Here is a 22538-nt window from a genome sequence, read left to right on the forward strand (position 1 = left end):
TTAGTCTGTCCGGAGTGATTGTCTGGTTCCTGGGGCTGCCGACCGTTTTGGCATCGGTACATGCGTCAGACCTCCGCCTGAAGTCCCCTCTATTCCTGACGGTTCATTAAAGTCTGCCTCACCATCCTCATCAAATTGTCTCCGGATAATCTCCTGTTCCACTTCCAGCCGATCCGCATAAGACACCGGCCGCGCTACATGCTGTTCCACTTCATATTCTTCCTCAAATTCAATCCCCCATTTAAAAAATAAGCGCAGTTCTACCCGCATCGGATGACAACCGGTCTTCGCCAGGATAAAGTGTCCCTTTGGCAGCGACTTAAGTTCATCCGGGGTCATGAGCGGACGCCCAATCATCTGCAGGCTCTGGCTGGGATCATTTTTCCCCCGGCTGATGGAACCGGACAACACCGTTTTGTTTCCCAATGCCTTTGACAGAATCTCCGCACTTTCCGAGTTGGGTGCAAACCCACCAAATAAAACCCCCTGACAGTTATCCACGATAATTTCACTGCCCTCTTTTCCATAGTTTTTCTGCAGTTGGGCGAAGCTTTGTATGATGGGTACCATACTGATCCGCCTGGAGCGCCCGGCTGAAAAAAGCATCTCCAAGGACTCAATCTTGGGAATGGTACCTATCTCATCTCCAAAAACCACCACACGGTTCGGAAGTTTCCCTCCATGCTCATCTGCAATGGACAGCATTTCCCGGTAGATCTGCTGTAAAAACAGGCTTACCATGAAATACTTTGTGCTGTCTTCCTCCGGAAGCACAATGAAGATAGCTGATTTGGAATTGCAGAACGCCTCCGTATCCATCGTGCTGTCGAAACACAGAATCTGCTCCATCTCGGAATCCAGAAATGCATTCAATCTGGACATAGCGGTGGAGAGGACCGAAGCCATGGCCTGTTCCGCTGTGTTAAGTGCCGCGCCGGCAAACCATTTTGCCTTGTGGTCGGCTGGCAGCTTCTGCATGAGCAGCTGGAACTGGTTCTTCCCTTTTACCGGTGACGGAGCCAACAGATCCTGGATTAATTTGAACACACTTACGATATGACGCTGTTCCTTAGGACAGTATTCGGAGATCAGTAAAATCACACTTGTCAGAAGCCCCTCCGCTGCGTCATAGAAAAATGCGTTCTGTCCATAACTGGAGGAATCTCCGCCTCCGGAACTAATGATGGTCTTGGCTGTGATCTTTGCATATTTCTCTGCCTTGGCTTTCACAGCCAGATTCTCCGGATTCTCTAAGTATAGATCCATGTATTTATTCACCATGCCGAGGATGTTATCGCCATCGGAACAGGTCGGATTGCGCAGATCCAGGATGGAAGTCTGATACCCATAATACTTCTGAGCTATTCCCGCGTAGTTGCGGAACAGATCTCCCTTGGTGTCCGTACACAGCCAGCTCATCCCGCTGGCACAGGCATACTCAATGCAGGGATATAAAAAGTTGGCAGTCTTACCAACACCAGCCGCGCCGATCATCAGGAGATGGATGTCACCGGAGTCAACCAAAGCCGTCACTCTGGTTCTGGAAAACAGCCCTCCGACTACGATCCCCTGTACCTTGGGCAGATGTTTTCCCTGCCGCCACAACACCGGCTCATAGGGAACCTGTGCAAAGGTCCGTTTGATTTCTGCCTCGCTGGCAAATCTGGCCGTGCCATATTGGCCGTCCCCTACCGTCTTTGACTTAATCCCATTCAGAGAATAGTGGTTCGCAAGCAACGGGATCACCCCCATCAGGATAAACATCCCTGCGCCGGCACAAATGAGCAGCACCATCTGAATTGTTTCCATGATACCTCCTTTCTGGAACCGGGTACGATAGATGAAAGTTAGGAACTGACTCATTCCATTTTCAATAATTCCTGTTTCGTTTCCTGCTGATTCCCCGGAAGTTCTTCAGCTGGAATCGCAAGCTGCCCATGAAGGGCTTTTAAATCTTCATTCCAGTCCTTATACTGGGACAAATCCGTTTCCGTATCTCCATATCCCATTTCCAGAAGCTGTTTCTTGATCCGTTCTGCCGCTTTCATTCCTGAGATATCATGATCCAGACACAGCCGTATTTTTTTCATGTTCGGAAAATCCTGCAATAATTGAAAGATCGGCTTAGAGCCTACGCAGCACAGTGCAACATAGCTATGCTGCTTCCAGTCTTCTTTGTGTAGGGAAACATAGGAGAGTAAGTCAATAGGGGCCTCAAACACATAGAGCGTATCGCTGGTTCCTACCCACTGGAAGCTATACTTCGGATCACTGCTCGTTAAGTTTCCCCGGAAGCTCGAACCGTAGGTATAGATTCCTTTTTTGTGCGCGTGCCTGGCCACTCCCTCCTTATCTCTCCCGACAAAGATTGCATTATGGTACTGCCTCGTTCCGTCCTGAGAATCCTCCAGGCTTTCATACAGCAGGTCTGCCTTTGCAAAATCTGTTACAATCTGTTTGTCCAGATACCGCACCTTTAACAAGTAGGCAAAGGTCCGGCGCATATCACGGTTCTTTGGCGGAAGTGAAAATGATGCAGATGGTTCTTTCTCCTGTTTTTGACTCTGGCTGTATGGAATCCCCTGTTCTCCGCCAAGCAGCATCGACACTGCATCCGGATACGTTTTCCCATAGAAGTATTTTACAAAATCAATGGCCAGCCCTCCTTTTTCTATCGCATGGTCATACCAAATGTTCCCTCTGACCGTGATGCTGTGGTCGCTGCTTAAACGTTTGTCCCTCCCGGATGGAAGCATTTTTTCTCCCTGGCGCTGTAAAAAGTCCACCAGGTCGATGGAATTCGCCCGCTCCTTTTGCTCTTCTGTGAAATAAACATATGACATATCCGATACCCCCTCATGATAGATTCTGACGCGGAGTTTCATCATCCGCTTTATGCCCCATTGCTTTCTTTTTCTCCCGGATTCTACTACGGAGTTTTCCTTCCACCTGCATGGAATTACCTCCTGCTTTCCATTTTTCTTCTTCAAACATCTGTGCCAGGCGGTGCATGAGCCTCGTTGTCGCAAGAAAAACAGACGGCTCATAGAACGAATCCAAATGATCTAACAGAAACTGCGCATAGATATTTCCTTGGACTGCCGATGCTTCTAAGTACTGAAGGGCTTTCTCCTTATTCCGCGGCACTTCATGTCCGCACAGGTACAGTTTTCCGAGGGCATATTGAGCATACTGATTTCCCTGTGAAGCAGACTGCTCCAGCCACTGGACGGCCTCTTTTACATCCGCTTCCACGTCCTCCCCCAGCAGGTAAAACCGTCCCAGACGGTATTCTGCAAACGCATTGTTCTGGGCAGCGGATTTTTTCAAGTAGGTGATTGCTGTCCTAATATCCTTTTCCACTTTTTCTCCGTCCAGATATAATTTTCCCAGAGAATACTGGGCGTACTGGTTATTTGCAGCGGCGGATTGCTTCAGCCACTTTATTGCAGCTTCCACATCTTTTTCTGTCTCTTCCCCCTGAAGGAATTGTTTGCCCAACTGGTAGGCTGCGTAGTCATGGCCTTGTTTTGCCGCTCTCGTAAACAGCTCCGTGGCTTTGGTAACATCTTTGGCAACGGCTTCGCCTGCCAGATAAATGTTTGCGAGAGCATACTGTGCTGACGCATGTTCTGCTTCTGCCGCTTTCTCAAGCCAGGCAACCGCCTGTTTCTGATCTCCTGTTCCATGTTCCAGCCAGAGCTTTCCCAATGCATACTGGGCATTCATATTTCCAAGCTGTGCGGCCCGTTCCCAGTATGCTTCCGCTACTCTATCATCCTTTACCGTACCGGTTCCTGTATGCAGCATCTGCCCCAGGCGGTACTGCAGCTTGTCATCATGGCTCTGCGCTTCCAGTCTGCAGAAACCGGAAAATGCCTGTTCAAAGCAACTTTCCGCATTTTCCACGTTAACGGCAACTCCAATTCCGTCCCGGTACATCTTTGCCATTTCATAACTGGCATAGGGATTTCCCTGCTCTGCGGACCTCTGATATAAGTTAAATGCTTGACTGTAGTTCTGTGTGACTCCCTGCCCCCGGTAATAGAGACCTCCAAGTGAATACTGGGCGTATTTGTGATCGGCCGACACTGCACGGGAAAACCACGCAACCGCTTTTTCATAATCCCTTACTGCTTTCCCGTCCCCGCCTTCTTCATCCGGCACTACAGGCAGCTCATATCCCAATCCAGCCGCATACATTTTTCCAATCCGGTACTGTAGATAGGGACGCTGCCTTTCCTCTGCACATTGCTCCGCTGCAACAAATGCAGTCAGCGCTTTCCCATACCATTCATGCGCTTTCGCGGGATCTGCTTCCCTTCCCAGGCCATCTGCATACATACGTCCCAGATCAAACATGGCAAGTGCATTTCCCTCTTCTGCCTCTCCCGAAAACAGACGGAAGGCTTCCTTAAAATCCGGCTCCTTCTCATCGCTTCCATAGAGACATTGACAGGCTACTTTATAGGTATCACTCCACTCTGCATGTAAATCTATATCATTGTCACCTGGAAGTTCATTGTCCTCCGGTTCATCTGCCGCATCTCTTCTTTCTGATTCTCCTCTTCGTTCATCTCCCGCTATGCTACCCATCTCGGTTACCGCTCTATCGATCCATATATCAGTCTCTTCTGCAGATGATTCTTCCAACAAAAAATGGTGACTCCCGATCTTCATTGCCTCGGTAATCACCATATTTTTAATCCGTTTCAGTTCTTTTTGCTGGGAGAGTGGTGCCAGCGGTATTGGCTGATCAGAATAGGTCTGCCAGATTTTCTCCCGGGCGGTTCCCCATGACTGATACAGTTCCTTGATATGGGGTTCCTGTTCCAGCTCATCCACGATTCGGTCCACCATCTGTTTCAAGTCTGCTTTCAGATACCCGTACACCTTTTTTCCATTTGTTCTCTGCAACCGCTTGGACAGCCGATGTATCTGTTTTTCTATTTTCTGATTCTGACAGGTTCCTGACTGGATTTCCTGAATCAGCCGCTTCACGGTCTGTTCTGCTTCTTTCTTGAGTCCTTCGCGGGCTGCATTCTGCACTCCATAGAGATTAGCAAAGTCCTGGCGGAAAATATCGTGAGCCAGCTCGGAGCGCATCGCTTCAATCGCAGGCTCGGTCAGGAATCCGTCATGATCTTTTGCAGAATACACCATCACATGGACGTGCGGGTGGTAGCTCTCATTGTGGAATGCAGCGTACCATCTCAGGTTCTCGCTGTCTATTTTCATCTGCTTACAGAACATCGCCCGCTTCGACCGCAGCAGCTCCATCCATTGCTTTCCGGAATCATAGCCCAACCGCGCCGCGTCCTCTCTTTTTAAACTGACCACATGCGTCCACACCGGCCCCTTATGTGCTTTCACCTCCTCCTGCACTCTGGCAATCACCACCGGCTTCCCTGCATCTGTGAACAGTCCATGCTCTCCGATCCGCTCCACATGGGGACGGTTGGCCAGATAGTCCACATAGTTTTCCCGTTTCGACAACAGATCCAGATTCCATTCCAGGGCCGTGGAAATAAATTCAGAGGCGTTTCGTCTGGTTGGATGAAGCCGGTAATCTTCATATTCCAGCATCGCCCTTGCCTTCGGCAGATCACGAAGCAGCTGTACAATCAGCTTCTTCTGCGCCGCGGTTGCGGGCAAGTGCCCCTTGCTCTCATCAATCTTTTCCACACCCTCTCTGGTTCCGATGTACTTGACATAGTTCCCAAGCTGCTCCGGCGGGGCATCCCGCAGATAGCGGCTGGTAAAAATAATTTTAGGCATGGAGTTCTCCCTCCATCATCCTTCCTCTCTGGGTGGACAATAAAAAATCAGTAACTGAAATCCATGTTTTATAGTGGTTTCATCTTCCGTTTCATAATAATCACAATCCACATAAAAATCATTAGAGATAAATGCTTTCACATTCTCTTCCAGCAACCAGCTCTTCCAGGTCTTAAAGTTTATAACACTAAATGAAGGTACATATCATCATGGTGCTGATTTAACATTCATTCAGATACTCCGTGCAGAGAAATTTCGAGACTTTTCCAGCTCCAATCCTTTTTCATTTCTCATATGAGCTTTCCCAGAGTAATATCCTCTACTGCTGTCCTCACTTTCCCACACGGTCATTCCATCTTCACTCGTACTCAAATAACTTGTACTGGATCCGCGTCTCGTTTTAACATTTTCTGTTCTGCTTCACCGGTCGTCTCCCTGTGCTCCTGCAGGGCCAGTTCCGTCAGGTCACGAACTGCATCTTCCATAATTTGTTCTTTTCCCATGTTATACTCCTTTTTGACACACCATAAATAAAATAAGGGCGGTTGTCCATACGCAAGATTCATAAATCGTTTTGGCTACTCTTGTACTCTATACTTCACGTTTTTGATATTTGTATGCATCTTCAAACTCAACCGCCCCATTGACTCTCTTCACCTCATCCACGCATTTCAGATGTAGCTTTTTCAGGGCATCCTCATCTACCTCATGGGAATAGGCAATCACATGAGCCAGTTTGGAAATCTCCACTGCAAGCTTAAAATCCATACGCGCCAGACGGTTTTCACTGTCATGTACGGTACTGGTGAGCACGGAGGATAAGGACTGGAGCAGATAGTTTTCTGCCTTTTTAGAATTCAAAAATCCAATATAAAATTTAACCGCTTCTGCCACAAACTCATTACGGGAACGAGCTCCTACATAGCTCACCATCTCATCTGCCCGCTCTACCAGCTCTTTCTCCATATAAACGCCTATACGCTGTTTCTTTGCCCTGCCCGCCAATGCCTTCCCTCCTTCGGTATTCATAAAAAAGCCCGCAATCGGCGTTTTCTTTGCATCTTTTGGCTCTACCAGCACCACTTTCTTCTCTCCCTGCCAATAAAGTATTCAAACCAGAATCCCCGGACGGCTTTGCCGGCCGGTGTTTTCCGGGGGTGTGCTGCGAAAGCAGCATAACCCCTTTAACCTGCACCACTTTCGACCCAACCTGACCTGCATCTGCCTGCCCGTATAACGTTCGGTCACAAAGGCCGGGGAAGGCCGTCATTCCTGCCAGGGGTATCCCAGTCCCACTCCGCCTGTCAAAGCGGCACAAACGGCCAAATACAGGCCCACGTTCCCGGAATAGGCGCTCTATCCCATCATGCCAAGCTGCCAGGGGTCCATCTCCGGCTCGCAAATCTCCACTTCCGACAGGTCAAACTCGGAAAGCGGGTATAATTCCTGGGGAAACTCCCCCAAACCGTGAGCTTGCAGATAGGCTTCATTGCTGGCATTAATCCCAAGATTGCTCTCATCTCCTGTCTGCCAGGCATAGACCTGCTCTACACTGCCATCCTCAAACCGGAGATACATTCCCTCGGTAATCTCATTTCCATGCTTATCCTGATACCTCATACACTGCCCGCCTGTCCCATCTCCTGACCCGTCTGGCTTCTCACATGGCTCTCTTCTGCCTGCCGTCTCGGCTTGGCCGGCTTTGCCGCTCCCTCCCTGGCAATCTTATCATCCAGGTACTCCCGGGTGGTCTGCGGCACATATTTTTCATACATCTTCTGTAAGTAATCGCTCAGCTCCTCCTTCAAATCCGCTTCCTTTTTGCCCATGTGATAGGCCAAAGCATCCAGGCGCTCCGTATTAAATGTCAGTGTCAATGTGGTATTTTTCATCCAGCTCTCCCCTTTCATGAATTATTTAGCTGTGGACTGACCGGCTCTCTCTCCGGTTCATTCACCCATGTTTCGTATTCCTGTTCGCTGCAATAACCTCCAAGCATGCCGGAAAATGCCTCCAGACGGCCGGGCTTTACTCCGGACAATTCCATCTGCAATCCATAAAGTCCCTGATACACCCGCTCTACTTTTGCATTCAGAACATCGGCCCAGGCTTTCTTTCCCGCCTCTGTCAACGTCCCTGAATCCAGTTCTGCAATGGTATGCGGCACGTTATCAACCTCTGTATGCACCAGATGGATGTTCTCCCAATGGGTACACAGGATATCTTTTAATCGTGGGGACTTTACATCTGCTCCTGCTTCCTGAACCGCCGCCTCTCCTTCTTCCGGAATATAGTTGGGGCAGAAATCCAGATAATAATAAATATCGAATCCCTCTTCCATACAATCAACGAGAGATACCTCCTGCCGTTCGCGCAGCATATCCTGCAACAGCTTCCACAAACGAGGATTCTCCGACTGCCCTTCTCCCAACAATGTTTCTACCTTGGAGCGGTCTGTCATCCAGTTGCCAGTGGTAGTCTTGTTCGTTCCTTCCTCTACAATCTCTTCCACCGCTTTGGCCAGAATCCCATTTACCTTTGAAAGGGAATCATAGCAAAGTGCTGTCGCATCCGGCACATAGGAGGCATATCTCGCATAGGGATATCCTTCTGCCTCCACAAACACACCGTCCCGATACCCTTCGCCAGTCACCAGCATGCAGTAAAATACACCGTTCTTTTCATCCATAAGCATCGGCTTTGAGTTCTTCTCAATAAACTCATAGCTATCACAGGGACTACTTAAGAACTGCTCATACTCCTCCTTCGGCAGACGTATCACAGTTTCAATCACTACATCCCGCAGCCGGAAATCCGGCTTACGTTCAAATACTGCTTGTATCAACCAATCCCTCCTCTATCCATGTTCGCAATCAGAACAGGCCGCCATGCTGTTACCCATAACGTACCTGTTCCGGTTCATATTCCGTTTTCTAGAGTCCTACCGCCATGATCAGGCGCATGGCATCCCGAAAGCCGTTCATGTATAACTCCCGACATTCCGTCTCAGATATGCAGAACTTGTCAACCAGCTGATTGTCCAGCCATTCCCGGTCCTCCTCTGACAGTGTGTGCAGGATCCGGTCCATCCTGGCCACATACTCTTTCACCTCCAGGTCATAGGTCTTGGACCGGCTCATTCCAAACTCATCCCGGAGTTCCTGAACACGCTTCACCATTAACTCTTCTGCCTGCTCTGCAAGCTCTCTCATTGTCGCTCACCTCCTTACACCAGCCAACATATCCTATGGTCGGCCACAAGTCGATACCTAAAATTACCAAAGATTTTCGTTGAAACCAATCAAACCTAAGCAGCTGGAAGTCGTGCAAATGCATAAAAATGGCTGCGCCAATAGTTGGAATCAATGTTCGCATAACCGATGGGATCCCCACAATGCAGCATCTGGTTTCCACCAATGTACAGCCCGACATGGCTGACCGGAGTGGATGAAGCATAGGTTTTTGTAAAGAATACCAGGTCCCCTGGCTTCGCTTCCTCTCTGGGGATTACAGCACACTGGTCAAAAATTCCCTGAGCAGATGTCCGCGGCAGCTGATAGGTCCCGGACTGGGTATAAATCCAACAGATATAGCCGCTGCAATCAAAGGACGTCTGTGGATTGGAACCGCCCCACCGGTAGGGAAAACCAATGTATTTTGTTGCCTCCGTAAGCAGGGCCTGATAGCTTCCGTCCCCCATGGCGGAGCCGGCTGCCATCCCTCCCGGAACAGCCGGGCCATAGACAGCTACCGTATAAATTCTCTGAGCATTTGCCTCCTGATCCACCCCAATTTCTAGACCTAAACGTTGCCTCATATTGGCATACACGGTGCCAAGGTCCGTGATAGGAATGGCCGCTGTGTAGGAATCACCATCTCCGTCTTCCCGCTCCTCGTATTCCACAAAGCAGTCCACAAACTCTTTTTGAGCCAGAAGTGACGGCTGCGCGCTGCCAAAATACATGGCATAAAATACAGACTTCACCCATTCAATATCCAGTTCCCGATCCTCTACATGGTCAATATCTGCAATCAAATCCTCCAGGGAGGCGAAGCTGGTCTGCATATCCACGATGTATTTCCGGTACTCCTCCGGCACCTGGCTGGAGATCGCTCCTTCCCAAAACACCTGAGCGACCGCAGATACATTATGGGAGCTGGCCCCATCCATGATACTCAACAACATTACAATTACTAAAATAAACGGCAGCAGAACTGCCGCCACCACCGAGGCAATCACCGTTCTGCCTCGCTTATCGGTTGCTACAGCGATTGCCGCTTTGACGGCAAGAATTGCTGCTGGAGCTGCCATATTTCTTCTCTCCTCTCTGTCCGCACCTCTGGTTCTTTGCCTTAAGATAGCAGGGATATGGCCTGTCCTTTACACCATGTGTCGCTATATCTGTTCTCTATTATACATAATATCGGTTTTTATTCAACCGATTGGAACGCTGTATATACACTATAAAGTAGGTTAAACTGTTGATATCGTGTATGAAACGGGGTGAACACATGACTGAACACAACGCAAAGGAAATTGGCCTGCGTATCCGCCGCCAGCGGGAAGCTCTTGGCTATAGCCGGGAACGGCTGGCTGAACTTTCTGAAATATCCAATTCTTTTCTCTCAGATATTGAGCGCGGTGACCGGGGATTTTCCGTTGCCTTGCTTGGAAGACTCTCCCGTGTGCTGGGGCTCTCCGCTGACTATATCCTGTTTGGAACAGAACAGGCCACAGATATCAGCGACATCACAGACATGCTTTCCGGTCTGGATGGGAAGTATATTCCTAAACTCAAGGAACTTCTGGGTGCCTATCTTAAAACGATTACACTTGCTGAAAAACAGAATCATTAATGCAAAAAGCTGCCGCTGTATGAGCAGCTTTTTGTTTAACTTATAAATGAAAACCGTCCATATCATCAAAGCCCTGCTGGTGATACTGGGAGTTCTCCTGCTCCATCATCTCCTCCGTCCGCGCCAGGGCATGTTCCAGCACAGCCGTATCAAATCCAATGCTATGGTATCCCTCCTCAATTATCCTGTAATAAACTTCCGAAGGCATCCCAAGTGAGCGCACGTCATTCATCACGTAAACCATGGCAGAAACAGTTTTTCCTTCCAGTTCCACATCTATCATCTCCTTCCGGTACAGATGAGGCCAGCCCTCATACCGGTCCAATGCCGCCTCATCAAGGGGTTCAATCTTCCATAACAGAACCGGAACAGTCGCCCCTTCCTTTGGTTCCACGGTGGCAACACCGCGGAATAACAATTCATAATTTTTAATCTCACTGGCCCCTACCACTTTTGCATACGGGCAGCGCTGCTCCATCTGCGGAAGATTTAAATTGCTGCCATACGCAATATACAGCCGGTCTTGTGCTGCTTTTTTTCCTGTCCTTCTTGCCATCCCTGTTTCTCCTTTACATTCCTGTCATCATAGAAAAGGCCGGGGACTGTGCCTCGGCTTCCACATACATGGTTTCTTCCTGTTCTCTGGTTTCTGATTCTACTGCGGGGACTCGCCCTTCCTGCATCTGCAGCTCCTTCTCCCGTTTCATACGAAGCCGCTCCTTCTGCGCCTCGGCCTGGGCCGGATCCTTCCAGGCAATACAGCCATCCAAATGTTTCAGCAGGTGAAGCCGCGCCGTCTTAAACTCATCCCCGTTTAATCCCAACCGCAACAGCCAGGTCCGGAACGTATATTTCTCATTGGTTGTCTGCGTTTTCCTCCGGCTGGCACTGGTCTGGTTGAGAGCCTGGGCCCCAATGGCCAGACAAAGTTGGATGTATGCCTTGATTTTACCTGCATGAGTTGTCCCATTAAACAGCCTGAACTCAATGGTTCCTTTCTGAAATACACTATGCAGGTTCAGGCAATGATAACGGCTGTTATTATAATGCTCCCGCTGCCGGCTGGCTCCGTTGTACCAGATCTGCCTCACTTCCTCCAGAGTCCCCGGTTTCTTCTGGTTGAGTTCCTCCAGAAACCGCTCCTCCACTGGCTTACACCAGCGGTTCTGTCTGGCCACCGATACCTGCAAAGCCTTATAGATTAAATCCTCCTTTGCCGCCATGATGTTGGTGATGTTGCGGAGGGTCCTTGCGTCAAACGGCGAAGCATCGATATGCACATGGATCCCGCAGCTGGAATTTGCCAGGGCTCCTGCCTCCCGCAGCTTCCGCACCAATTCCTGTATGGTCTCGATATCCTCATACCGGCAGATGGGACTCACCATTTCAGTTTGGAAGCTGTCACTGGCTCCCACACGGTTCTTTCCTTCTTTTCTCTCCGGTTTAATGCTGGAATCGCTCATGAACTTCCATTCCCTGCCCTGGGGATCCAGCGCAGCATAGATGTCATAATAAGTTCCTGCATAGTAGGACTGGGTGCCAAAATAAGCGGCTACAATCTCTGCCCCACGCTTCCTGGCAATCCCTGTCAGCTCGATCTCAATCCCAAACCGCTGCTGTTTCATATCCATGGAACCACCTCCTGGTTCATCGACCGCCTGCCTTTCCAAACAGCTTCGCCTTATAATCCGGTACCGTCACCATCAGGTTGTAACGCTCGTTCCCGCATTTATAGAGACACACACCGCGCTGTGGATAGCGGATCAGTCTGAATTCACTCGCTTCCAGCTGCAAGGTGTCCGTATAAAACTTCTCATCCACAGCCCCTGCATTGAACAGAAACTGGTGGGTGGGAATAGAAAACAGCGGCTTGGTATATTCTCGAATCCCCTCAATATTAAAATCCTCCAGATTCTGACTGGCAAGAATCACAGAGGAGTTTTTCTTTCTCACACGTTTCATGAAATTTCGGACATACTCCACTGCCGTCAGGTTGGAGAGGAACAGGTAAAATTCATCCAGTCCCGCCACTGTATTGCCCACGGTCAGAAGCCGGTTGCTCATAAAGGAAAGGGTATTAAACAGCAGTGCATCACGTAGGTTCCGGCTGGCCTGCAGAACCCCTTTCACTCCAAAAGTGACGAAACTGGAATCCGTAATATTGGTATGACCGCTGAAAAACTTTGCCTCCGGTCCCCTGCACATGGAGTGGAGCCCCAAAAGGATGTTCTGCAACAGCTCTGCGGTATACAGCTGCCGCTCCCCGCTGTCAAACCCTTTATATTCCGCCTCAATCAGCCCGTACAGTTCAGAAAGGGTAGGATAATCTTTGGATCCCAGCATCTGAAAATCCGTCTCATCCGTAAGACCGCACCTGGCATAGAGGCGTTGGACCATAATCTCAATCACGTCAATCTCCCGGTCCGTGAAGTCCTTATACGAGCGGAAAAAGTCTTTTAAAAAGCTGATATGCTGGCTCAGCCGGCTTCGGATTCGGAAGGTTTCCGGCGCATCCGGATCTTCCAGACCTTCCCCTTCGTCCCACACCTTTGGCTCCAGGGGATTGATCAAAAAACGGCCGCCCATCAGATCAATGAAGCAGCCCCCAAGATTGTTGGTCAGATCCTCATATTCCATTTCCGGATCCAGGCAGATGACATTCAGCCCGGCCTCCCGCAGGTTGCACAGGATCAGCTTTAACAGATAGGATTTTCCCTGTCCGCTGTTGCCCAGGATGAGGATGGAACCGTTGGTCTTATCGTCTGCCCTCTGGTTAAAATCCACCAAGATATTGCTCCCGAACTTATCCCGTCCCACATAGAAACCACGGGGATCCGTTTTCCCGCTGTAATTAAAGGGATAAAGGTTCGCCACACTGCTGGCCGGCAGAACCCGCTCAAACTGATCCCGGAATACATTTCTCCCGCTTGGCATCACACATTGAAAGCCCTGCTGCTGGCGCAGAAGGAGCCGGTCCACGTTCAGTTTTGAACGGATCAGCTCGGTCAGCACCTCCGTCTGTAACAGCTTCAGGCGGTCGTATTCATTTGCAGTCAGTTCCATGTAAACAGCCGTATGCAGGAACGGCTCCCGGTTGCGGTGGGTCCTTGCCACAATCATCGCCACATCCTGGAGATTGCTCTCCGCCTGGACCGTCTGCTGTAAGTCATTGGTGCTGGACTGATTCAGCCGGTTCTTGCTGGCGGCATTGCTGATGATTTTCCGCTCCTCCGCCGCACTGACATGGCGGGTATAAATCTTTAAGGTGACCCCATCCTTTTCCCCCAGCCGTTTTAAGATCGCCTGCTCCTCTGTGGAAGTCGGGTACTCCCTCAGTGCCCACACACATCGGTATGTGTTTCCGCAGATGAAGTAGTCAGTTTCAAACTTCATGACGGAGGGCGCAATCATATCCAGAAATTCCTGGATGCGCACATCCTCCTTTTCCGCCTCCGGGGCGGTTTTTGCATGTTTCAACGTTCTCCCTCCTTGATTTTGGCGCAAAAAAAGCGCCGGACACATCTCTGCATCCGGCGTCATGCCGTTTTCGTTCTTCTGTTGTTACATCCTTGGATTTTGCTGCATGTTCTGCGAAGGTACTATCATGCCCAGGTAACGGTCCATCTGGTGGTCGACCAGGTCTGCAACCATTTCTGCAAATGGGGCCAGATTTCCCTCTACCGCATAGGCTTCCAGGGCATTGAAATAATCCAGCCGGCTCTCTTTTGCGATAGACACGGCAGGGAATCCGTTTGCTAAAAGCTGATAGTTCATAATCAGGCGCGAGGTCCTCCCATTGCCATCCGGGAAAGGATGGATACGCACAAACTCAGCGTGGGTCCATGCCGCCAGCTCAATGGGGTTCATTTCTTTCCCCTTCCATGTGAGGTCGGCATAAAAATCTTTGACCTGCCGGTACATCTCACCAGGTGATGGCGGGGTATGCTGCGCTCCGGAAATGTACACGTCTACGTTCCGGTAAATCCCTCCCACAAAAATATTCTCCATCAACAGTGCATGGATTTCCTTAATGATTTTTTCATCCAAAGGCTGTTCCTTTGCGATACACTCCTTCACATAGCGGTATGCCTTCTGGTGGTTGACAGTCTCATAAATCTCCCTCAGCCTCTTCCCGCCTATGGTAATCCCATCCTCTAAGAGCACCTTTGTCTCCATGAGGGTCAGGGTATTTCCCTCAATAGCGGTAGAGTTATGGGTATATTCTATCTCAAACGCCTGCTCGTAGGACTGCAGCGTCAGCTCCGGGATGGACGCCCTGCCAGACTGGTATAAATCCCTTTTTCTCAATAATTCCGGGTAATTCAAGCAATCCACTCCTTCCTTCTCATAATGATTGCATCTTTTTTACAGTATACCACAGTTTGATTAAATCGTAACCACCAATTTACTGTTCCCATCAAGGCTGGCTTTACAATTCCTATTGAAGTTTCTTCAGCCTCCTGCATTTAATCATCAGGAATGATCCACCGAGCCCCGTCAAAATCCTCGAACTTCTCACTAGTCACGTTCTGCTCATAATACACCGCCAGAATCCGTTTGATATCTTCCTCATCCGCCCGCCTGGAATCAAATCCTTGTTCCTTCAGGGACTTTTCAATGCGGTCCAGATACGAAAACACATCCTTTCCCTTCTGGTTCCGAAGACGGATCAGGATTAAAAATTCACGGGCCGTTGCCATCTGTACCTGAATCCGGTCTAAGAAAATCTGATCCCGCTCCAGCAACTGGCGGATGACCGGATTGCGTTCTTCTTCCGCCCGCCTGCGCAAAAATCCCTTGTTCTCCTCAAAATTCTCCCGGCTGTTTAAGCATAGCATCTCAATCTCCGCCACACCCTTCAGCACATTCATCAGAGCATACACCCTCGCTCCTACACTGGATTCTGAAAGAACTGACAGATTGGTAGGCCGGATCATAAAGTACACCAGCTCATCGCCGTCATAGGTCTCCAGGCTGTACTCCGTAATCCTCCTGGTGTTCATCAGCTGCCTGGTGGAGAGCCTTTGTTTGGCTGTTGTCTTTCCTTCCCGTTTCCCTTTTCTGCTCATCTGGTCATCCTCCATTCAAAAAATTGCTGCCTGAAAAAATAAGCGCAGGCATAGCTGATAAAATCCAGGATACTGGTATCCTCAAAACGGATGGTCAAAAAGGCATAGGCAGCCGTAATAAGCGCCGGGATAATCACCCCAGTCTGGACCGCCGCAAGCACAGAAAACAAAACTCCTACCCCAATCACGGTCAGATCCCGAAGCTGCCACAGCCACATGACAGCCCTTGCCTTCAAATGTTCCGGGTAAATATACATCCTCCACCTCCTACAGTTCCATGGACATACCGGACGTCTGGTCCTGTCCACACTCCTTTTCATTTGTAAATTCCTGCTGCATGGCCGCCAGTTCCGCCTTAATCTGCCCCAGCTTGTCAAGGACCTCACGGCCTGCTTTCTGGGCCTCGATGGATGTTTTCAAGTCCATTCCCTGATCCAGATTTACATAGAAACTGCCGGCCAGCTCCCGCTCCGCCCTGCTTACAATCCGAATGGCCCGTTCATAAAGGGACGGCGTCTCCCTCATAGTTTTCTTTGGGTCTCCCATCTGATACACGCCTCTTCTCAGACGGCAGTAACCGCTTCCGTCCGTATTCGCCAGCCGCCAGAGGGCCGAAGATATGACCGTTGCGCGCATCGGCTCCCCCATCACGGCATGGCCTTTACAGTTTTCCATCACATAATCATAGATTTCCGACATGGGATGCTCATCCCCATCCCGCAATAACGCCTTAATGTAATACAGTGCCATCTCTGTGTTGGTATGAAAATATAAGTGCAAGAACTCCACCTCCTTCCCGCGGTTACATCCCAAGCTGAACATTCTTCTGGTACGATTGGCTGGTTTCCGGCCCTTCCCTTATGCCTTTCCCCAGCTCCTGAACCGTTTGATTCCCCATGATCTCACATACAGGGATCCGGCGCACCGGAATCCCCCTGGCTTTGGCATACGCTGTTTCCCGCTTCATTCCTGCCGACATCCGGTCACCGCATATCCAAAGTTCCTCACACCGCTCCAATATATCCAGCCCAAGACGGATTCCTATTTCCCGTTCTTCCGGCACGGAATCATTTAGTATCTGGGGATATAACAGGTGCGGAGCCAGAGGAACCGCTCCCTGCCGGATGGCATAACCGCATGCCTGTCTTGCAAATGCTGTATTTTCTTCTGTATTCCCCGCATAGGGGGAACAGATATAAATCATCCTGGTCTCCAATCCGTCCCTCCTATTTCACCGCTGCCTGTACAATGGTCCTGGTCAGGTTTACCGCGCTCTGGGCTGCATACACACTGCTCATCAGGTTCGCCCTGGTACTGGTATCCAGCCCAAACTGTCCGGCAATCCTCGGCACCTCCCCTGCCGCCAGCATGATCCCCAGTCCCAGAAGGGCGTTCTTGCTCAGCACCATCAGGCCGGCAATCAGCATCGTGGCCTGTAAAAAGGCAGTCAGACAGATACCGATTACCTGCTTGCACCAGTTCGTAAAGCCATCCATATATCCTCTTGGAACACTGAACAGGTACAGACTTCCCACCGCAATCTGAATCAGCAGGATCCCGCCCCGTTTCAGGTTGGCAAAAAACACTTTGATGGTGGAATACCCCATCATAAACAGGATAAAAATCATCAGGATCGGATTCGTGATTGTATTGATTCCACCGAACACCCCGCTGACCATTGCATCCTGCAGGGTTCCTGAATTCTTCAGGCTGTCAATGATGTTCCCTGCCATGGAACCAAAATCACCACCCAGCCCGGTGATTCCTCTGGTAATCTCTCCCTGGAGGGACACACTGAATTTGTAAAGTTCTACCGGCACAACGGAGAAAAGGCTGGCCGCCATAAAACCTTTTAATGCATTCAGCGCCGTATCACGGACGCTTCCCCTGCCGCTCTGGCATTCAATCGCACATTCAAATACCGCCACTACAAGTCCCACCACATAGAGCACCCAGGCAAGCTGTGAGAAAAACAGGACGATCGCCTGGATCCATTCCAGCTCGAACAGCTCTGCCCCCATCTGCCCCATGAGCGAGAAAAAATTTCCCAGAAACCCAATCATCTGGCCATAGATCCAGTCCACGATCTGGCCAAGGACCGTATCCGCTACAAAGTCCCAGATAAACATCGAACCATCACCTCTTTCTTACTCTTAATCCTATTTCCTCAGACTCCCTTTTGCAGGCTGGGCATCCGTCATTCTTCCCACAAGCAGATATGCCTGATAGACACCACCTTCAAATCCAGCGCTCCCATGCAGAATAGCGTGAACTCACCTCCGACCAGTCCCCGACTTTCTCCCTCTCCACCGTGTTCATAACACTCAATCCTGACTTTCAGCTTCCTTGCGTATTGATAATCCCGGCAGAGCTGTCGCATAAACGGTGTTTCTAAAAATGCCAGATCCAATACGTGATCCGGATAGAGGGAGGCTCCTATTACTTTTCCATCTGCAATAACAGATACCCGGGAGTACCGGAGCGTTGCCTGATCCTCCGGCAGATAGCGCTCATTGGACTCCCTCATTGGGTCATAATACGCCAAGTATTCGCTTAATGATTTCATAAGCATCCCCCTCCCTGCCTGTGTTACATCTGAAGTCCATCCTGCATTTGCAGGTTTTCTTCTCTGCCCTTCCATGCTTCGATCGCATCCATCAGTTTGAATACTTCTGGATAGGGGTGGTACAATAGACTTCCGCTCTCATCGACCTGCGCCACACGGCTCCCCTCCAGATACAGCTGCAGCAATCCATTCTTTACTCCTTTTACCTCAAATCCCATTTTCTCAGCAACGGTTGAAATGTCTTTAAAAAAGCGGCTCTCTTCCCTGGTTTCCGATGGCTGCTGTTCCTTATTTCCTACCATAGTCCCAATGATAGAACAAAGATGCGCCGCCTATTCTTTATCCATGCCCCATCCATCTGCCAGTTCCCGGATAACCGATTGGACCTCTTTAATCCGGTCTGCTGCCTCCGCACCTTGTGCGGAAATCATTTCGCTCGCATAACGGTATAATCCATTCACAGCTGCAATTTTCTGTTCCTCTGATACCCCGTTCGTCCTTCCCGTCTGAACTGCACGCCGCAGCGTTTTATCAAACTGCTCTACGCGACCCTTTCTGTCGCTTAAATTCCAATATGCCTCCATCTCCCCGATTATTTTCCTCAACCGTCCGATGCTCTCATCTCCTTGTGCTCCCCGGCTAATTTTGATCGTGGCGGCGTATTGGATCAAATGCTTAATGCACGTTTCCATCAGTAACTTATCCTGTCTGTCGTTTGAAGCCATCGTTTTCTCCTGATTTTCTACCATCGACATTCCGTATTATGTCTCACAGTCCAAATTGATTCTGTAAAGGATGTTCCGCCTCTCTGTTATTTTCCATCTCCTGATACTTTGGCCTTTGTAATGTTATCAGCTCTATTTCTGCTTCTGAAGATTCAAGAAGTGTATCCAGACGGCTGACCAATTCTGTCATATGCTCCTGCCAGCCAATCCAGTTCTTTTCCTCAAACCAGCCACCCCATTTCCCGCCATCTTCAGTCTGAGATCCGGCATGTTTCTTTACATGATGGAGCGTGTCAAATAGATAGTTCCGAATCCAATGGACCGTTTCCTTGGATGCGGTGAAAGAAGTGACTGAACAAAATTTATGCTCCTCCCTATTCCAGTCCTCCTCAGAGTCCAGGCTCTTCACATCTCCGTCCACAAACTTTAGCATAAGTTCTGCCAGCACCATCACACTGGTGTGGGACCCTGCCGTTTCTACCTCAGGGGGTGCGTTCCATGAATCCCGCTTCAAAGTTTCCACCAGTGTTTCAAGTTCCAGTTTACCATCCTCCGGAATACTCTCCCTAATAAACTCTACCGCATCCAGACCTTCATCCGACTCAAATGCCGTGATTCCCCAACATCCCATTCATCTTCCTCCCGTATTCTTATTCCAAAAAAATCTTATTTCACTTCTTAGATTCCAACAATCTGCCACACATACATTGGCGCGAACAGACTGAAAACCAACCCTGCAAACAAAATGGCAGCCGGTGCCCACTCAATCTGACCATGCTTCCGGTAATCCATATAGGCAGTGGCCACCTTGACGAAAAACAGCACCGCCAATACCAGATCGATTGCCGGGAACACTACATTGTTAACCACCGTCTTGATCTGGGACGAGGCCGCTTTCCAGGTGCCTTCCACTGCGCCTGCTACATTTCCAGTGTTGGTTGCAAAGGCAGTCATGCTAAACATGGCGGTCAGAAGTAATACAACAATCAGTGCAATCATCCATTTAAACTTTTTCATATGGCTCTCCTTTCATATGGCGAAAGCCACAGAAATCCTGCGGCCCTCACTTTATTTACCTTTTTTCTGTTCTAAAACAACCGTTACCCTACCTCGGTTTCTGAGGCGAAATATGCCAATCCTGCCAAAGATTCCCTTGCACCCGGACCGAATCTGTCAGATTCATGGACAACATCCCGGCCGGCGTCCAGCAGTCAATCAGCCATGTATAGGGCGTATAGCTGCCATCGGGATACCAGATTGGCAAAAAATGTGTCCTTCGTTCATAGGTGCTGAATGGGTTCTCCTCAAACTCAAACCGGGTCTGATATCCCCGCCCCATCCGTTCCAGTACACGCCAGTAGCTCTGATAATCAAATTCTGGAAAGTAGGTGATGGCGTTCTGGGCTTCTGTCACCGCATGGCTTTGATTGGTGCTCACCCCTGCTGTCACGATTTCCTGGATGCCATATCCGGACTTCAGTGTATTTCCGGAAGCGGTCGGGGATTTCTCATCCGGATGGATTTCCATCTCAGCAGTTAGTCTGGCATGGTAACGGTCATAATCAAATTCCCACCAGCCGTGATCGCACCAATATCCATCGTCATCATCATCTCCACTGTGCCAGACCCAGTAGGAATACCACCATGGCCTCCACACCCCCCAATCGGCTCTCGTCACCTGTTCCCTGCCTGGAACTGTCGGGATGGTAAAACCGTCATTCCGATCATCCGCATTGGGATCTGGAGGAGGATTCTTACTCAAGTCTACGATATTAGCTGTAATCGTATTTTTGTCGGTCCTTCCCCCGCCGGAAACCGTGACATGTATGGTCATGGTCTGCGGTGTGGAAGGTGTGGTCCAGCGAATCCAGGCAATCTGACTGTCCCCCTCCGGATAATATACGTGATCCACGCGCATCGTCTTTCCGGCCACCCGAAAGGTTACTGAGACCGGGTGGTCCGGATCCGACTGGCCTCCCCTTACAGTCACAGCGGTGATAACTTCCGTATTCACCCGGTACTCATAGTCAAAAGCATCCACGGCTGGCGGCGTGGTTATCTCATTAAAACGCACAATTCCCAGACCAAGGGACGTGATGATTTCCTGGTTGGAACGCACACCAGACTTTGGTCCGCTCCAGGCAGGATATCCTAAATCTGCAGTCTCCAAAAACATGGATAGCGGCAGATTTTGAAATGCAACCGTAGGAAGCATTGCCCGCATAGCGCCGTTTATCGTCTGATCATACAGGGCAGCTTCCGTGGCAGTCATTGCCACGTTCACCCCCTGAAACACAACATAAGCAATCGGTTCCAGCATCAGCTTATACTTGCCGTTTGTCAGCACTTCAAAGTCCATTCCTGTCAGGTTCGCAATGCTGCGGATGACCTGCTCGTCAGTAAAATAGCTTTTTATTGCCTCAATACTGGCCGCGCCAAGACTCTGGGAGCTGATGATCCGCGGCAGGGACTGTCCCGGATTTATGAACGTATAAGCCTCACCGCTTGCACTCAGCGCAGTCCCTTTGTTATAGGACAGCTTGCTAACCTTCCCAAAATGCAGCTGGATATTGGTCGGCCTTTTATTGGTAAAGTCAATGGGCTGTGTTACCGGGGTCCTGGTATCCGCCAGGATGACCGTCACCCTCACGCCCTCCATGCCGGGCGTCCACTTGTTCTGTGAGGTTCCCTGTCCCATGGACCCGCCGCCTCCATCCAGATTCCCTTCCCCGACTGCGTATGCAGTGAGAGGAGACATAAGCATCAAGGCCATTGCCAGCACAGCCAGTATCTTTGCCCTATCCCTGCACATCCTCAAAGAAAAAACACCGCCGAAGCGGTGTCTCGTCACAATCCTTTTAATCCATAATGCCAATCTTATTTCCATTTTCATACATATCCTCAGCTACCGTTCCCTGCCCTTCCCCAATCTCATCAATCCAGCCAAATCCCGGCACATAAATCTTTCCGTTTTGTGTGTCTCCATACTGCGGCTCCCCTGCTTGCGTGGGCGCCTCGCTGGGCTGTACTACCTCCTCATGGGGTATGGCCTCCGGCGTTCCTTCCACTGTCTCTCCATCCGGCTTTTGTGTAGGATTCTTCAACACCTCTTCTGGGGGAGCAGTCGGTTTTTCTGGAGCCGGCTGCACGGCCTGTTCCGTCCGGTCCGTCTGTGCCGGCAGAGCCTCTGTTGGCTCCGTTGTCCCTGTCCTGGAAGGTTCCGTTGCCGGTTCGGTTCTCACCACGATATCCGGTTTGGTTGGCTCTGTTTCTTCCTCTGTTGTTGCTGCTTCTGTTGTCTCAGTCGGTATTTCCGCTACTGTCACTTCTTCCGTCTGTTCTGTCCGCGCCTCCGCATGATTGCTTCCCTGTGCCTCTCCTCTGAATTGGCTGCCGATTGCTGCAATCAATACAGCTCCCACGACCACGCAACCAAGGACAGCCAGCCGCCGCTTCATCCGCTCATTCAGTTTCATTGATTACGCCTCCTCATGCTTTTATCTTTGTACGACATAACATACCGTAACCCTCCCTAAAAGTCCA

27 protein-coding genes are annotated in these 22538 nt (G+C 50.0%); 1 reads left to right on the plus strand and 26 read right to left on the minus strand.

Features of this window, described 5'->3' with window-relative positions; all coding sequences use genetic code 11:
* The 10 genes from LI015_RS16370 to LI015_RS16410 form a co-directional block, all read right to left on the minus strand.
* The gene (locus LI015_RS16370; RefSeq protein ID WP_227125668.1) at positions 1-1809 is read right to left on the minus strand and encodes a type IV secretory system conjugative DNA transfer family protein; all 1809 of its coding nucleotides are present in this window, start codon (positions 1807-1809) and stop codon (positions 1-3) included.
* 50 nt (positions 1810-1859) lie between these two features.
* On the minus strand, positions 1860-2843 hold the full coding sequence (locus tag LI015_RS16375; protein ID WP_227125670.1) for a DUF3991 and toprim domain-containing protein: 984 nt from the start codon (positions 2841-2843) through the stop codon (positions 1860-1862).
* Positions 2844-2856: 13 nt separating this feature from the next.
* Positions 2857-5778: a MobP3 family relaxase gene (gene mobP3 / locus LI015_RS16380; RefSeq protein WP_227125672.1), complete on the minus strand. Its 2922-nt coding sequence runs from the start codon at positions 5776-5778 to the stop codon at positions 2857-2859.
* A 368-nt stretch (positions 5779-6146) separates the two neighbouring features.
* The gene (locus tag LI015_RS28270; RefSeq protein ID WP_002565950.1) at positions 6147-6281 is read right to left on the minus strand and encodes a hypothetical protein; all 135 of its coding nucleotides are present in this window, start codon (positions 6279-6281) and stop codon (positions 6147-6149) included.
* 88 nt (positions 6282-6369) lie between these two features.
* Positions 6370-6861, minus strand: a complete 492-nt coding sequence (locus LI015_RS16385) for a CopG family ribbon-helix-helix protein (protein WP_002571400.1) — start codon at positions 6859-6861, stop codon at positions 6370-6372.
* 273 nt (positions 6862-7134) lie between these two features.
* The gene (locus tag LI015_RS16390) at positions 7135-7398 is read right to left on the minus strand and encodes a hypothetical protein (protein WP_227125674.1); all 264 of its coding nucleotides are present in this window, start codon (positions 7396-7398) and stop codon (positions 7135-7137) included.
* A complete protein-coding gene (locus LI015_RS16395) occupies positions 7395-7670 on the minus strand; it encodes a DUF6103 family protein (RefSeq protein ID WP_227125683.1) in 276 nt (91 codons plus the stop codon). Before LI015_RS16395 ends, LI015_RS16390 begins: the two co-directional genes overlap by 4 nt.
* Before the next feature lie 14 nt (positions 7671-7684).
* Entirely contained in the window at positions 7685-8620 is a 936-nt protein-coding gene (locus LI015_RS16400) for a DUF6329 domain-containing protein (protein ID WP_319638728.1), read from the minus strand.
* A gap of 91 nt (positions 8621-8711) precedes the next feature.
* On the minus strand, positions 8712-8990 hold the full coding sequence (locus LI015_RS16405) for a DUF6809 family protein (protein ID WP_002571403.1): 279 nt from the start codon (positions 8988-8990) through the stop codon (positions 8712-8714).
* Positions 8991-9085: 95 nt separating this feature from the next.
* Complete coding sequence (locus tag LI015_RS16410) at positions 9086-10090, minus strand: C40 family peptidase (RefSeq protein ID WP_002565944.1); 1005 nt, start codon at positions 10088-10090, stop codon at positions 9086-9088.
* Between the two features lie 170 nt (positions 10091-10260).
* On the opposite strand from LI015_RS16410, the gene LI015_RS16415 reads away from it, so the two are divergent.
* Positions 10261-10635 (plus strand): helix-turn-helix domain-containing protein, encoded by a 375-nt coding sequence (locus tag LI015_RS16415; protein WP_038282591.1) that lies wholly within the window; start codon positions 10261-10263, stop codon positions 10633-10635.
* A gap of 40 nt (positions 10636-10675) precedes the next feature.
* Here the strand turns inward: LI015_RS16415 and LI015_RS16420 are convergent, their stop codons facing one another.
* From LI015_RS16420 to LI015_RS16495, 16 genes are all read right to left on the minus strand, one after another.
* Positions 10676-11191: a gamma-glutamylcyclotransferase family protein gene (locus LI015_RS16420; RefSeq protein ID WP_002565942.1), complete on the minus strand. Its 516-nt coding sequence runs from the start codon at positions 11189-11191 to the stop codon at positions 10676-10678.
* A 13-nt stretch (positions 11192-11204) separates the two neighbouring features.
* Positions 11205-12266: an amidoligase family protein gene (locus LI015_RS16425; RefSeq protein WP_227125693.1), complete on the minus strand. Its 1062-nt coding sequence runs from the start codon at positions 12264-12266 to the stop codon at positions 11205-11207.
* A 16-nt stretch (positions 12267-12282) separates the two neighbouring features.
* On the minus strand, positions 12283-14112 hold the full coding sequence (locus LI015_RS16430) for a VirB4 family type IV secretion system protein (RefSeq protein WP_227125695.1): 1830 nt from the start codon (positions 14110-14112) through the stop codon (positions 12283-12285).
* Between the two features lie 84 nt (positions 14113-14196).
* The gene (locus LI015_RS16435) at positions 14197-14961 is read right to left on the minus strand and encodes a Fic family protein (RefSeq protein ID WP_002565939.1); all 765 of its coding nucleotides are present in this window, start codon (positions 14959-14961) and stop codon (positions 14197-14199) included.
* A 140-nt stretch (positions 14962-15101) separates the two neighbouring features.
* Positions 15102-15704: a hypothetical protein gene (locus tag LI015_RS16440; RefSeq protein ID WP_002565938.1), complete on the minus strand. Its 603-nt coding sequence runs from the start codon at positions 15702-15704 to the stop codon at positions 15102-15104.
* Positions 15701-15961: a hypothetical protein gene (locus LI015_RS16445; RefSeq protein ID WP_002565937.1), complete on the minus strand. Its 261-nt coding sequence runs from the start codon at positions 15959-15961 to the stop codon at positions 15701-15703. Before LI015_RS16445 ends, LI015_RS16440 begins: the two co-directional genes overlap by 4 nt.
* Positions 15962-15971: 10 nt before the next feature.
* The gene (locus LI015_RS16450) at positions 15972-16484 is read right to left on the minus strand and encodes a hypothetical protein (RefSeq protein WP_002565936.1); all 513 of its coding nucleotides are present in this window, start codon (positions 16482-16484) and stop codon (positions 15972-15974) included.
* Between the two features lie 22 nt (positions 16485-16506).
* Positions 16507-16908: a DUF7768 domain-containing protein gene (locus tag LI015_RS16455; RefSeq protein ID WP_002565935.1), complete on the minus strand. Its 402-nt coding sequence runs from the start codon at positions 16906-16908 to the stop codon at positions 16507-16509.
* Positions 16909-16930: 22 nt separating this feature from the next.
* A complete protein-coding gene (locus LI015_RS16460; protein ID WP_002565934.1) occupies positions 16931-17833 on the minus strand; it encodes a conjugal transfer protein TrbL family protein in 903 nt (300 codons plus the stop codon).
* Positions 17834-17901: 68 nt separating this feature from the next.
* A complete protein-coding gene (locus LI015_RS16465) occupies positions 17902-18270 on the minus strand; it encodes a hypothetical protein (protein WP_002565933.1) in 369 nt (122 codons plus the stop codon).
* Between the two features lie 23 nt (positions 18271-18293).
* Entirely contained in the window at positions 18294-18572 is a 279-nt protein-coding gene (locus LI015_RS16470; RefSeq protein WP_002565932.1) for a hypothetical protein, read from the minus strand.
* Positions 18573-18602: 30 nt separating this feature from the next.
* On the minus strand, positions 18603-18995 hold the full coding sequence (locus tag LI015_RS16475; protein ID WP_002565931.1) for a hypothetical protein: 393 nt from the start codon (positions 18993-18995) through the stop codon (positions 18603-18605).
* Between the two features lie 43 nt (positions 18996-19038).
* On the minus strand, positions 19039-19626 hold the full coding sequence (locus LI015_RS16480) for a DUF4259 domain-containing protein (protein WP_002565930.1): 588 nt from the start codon (positions 19624-19626) through the stop codon (positions 19039-19041).
* A gap of 47 nt (positions 19627-19673) precedes the next feature.
* On the minus strand, positions 19674-20012 hold the full coding sequence (locus LI015_RS16485; protein WP_002565929.1) for a DUF3852 domain-containing protein: 339 nt from the start codon (positions 20010-20012) through the stop codon (positions 19674-19676).
* A gap of 88 nt (positions 20013-20100) precedes the next feature.
* Entirely contained in the window at positions 20101-21888 is a 1788-nt protein-coding gene (locus LI015_RS16490) for a hypothetical protein (protein ID WP_227125699.1), read from the minus strand.
* Positions 21854-22471, minus strand: a complete 618-nt coding sequence (locus LI015_RS16495; RefSeq protein ID WP_002565927.1) for a DUF6550 family protein — start codon at positions 22469-22471, stop codon at positions 21854-21856. Before LI015_RS16495 ends, LI015_RS16490 begins: the two co-directional genes overlap by 35 nt.
* Between the last annotated feature and the right edge of the window lie 67 nt (positions 22472-22538).

The organism is Enterocloster sp. 210928-DFI.2.20 (genome assembly GCF_020554465.1).
GTDB classification, from domain to species: domain Bacteria; phylum Bacillota; class Clostridia; order Lachnospirales; family Lachnospiraceae; genus Enterocloster; species Enterocloster bolteae.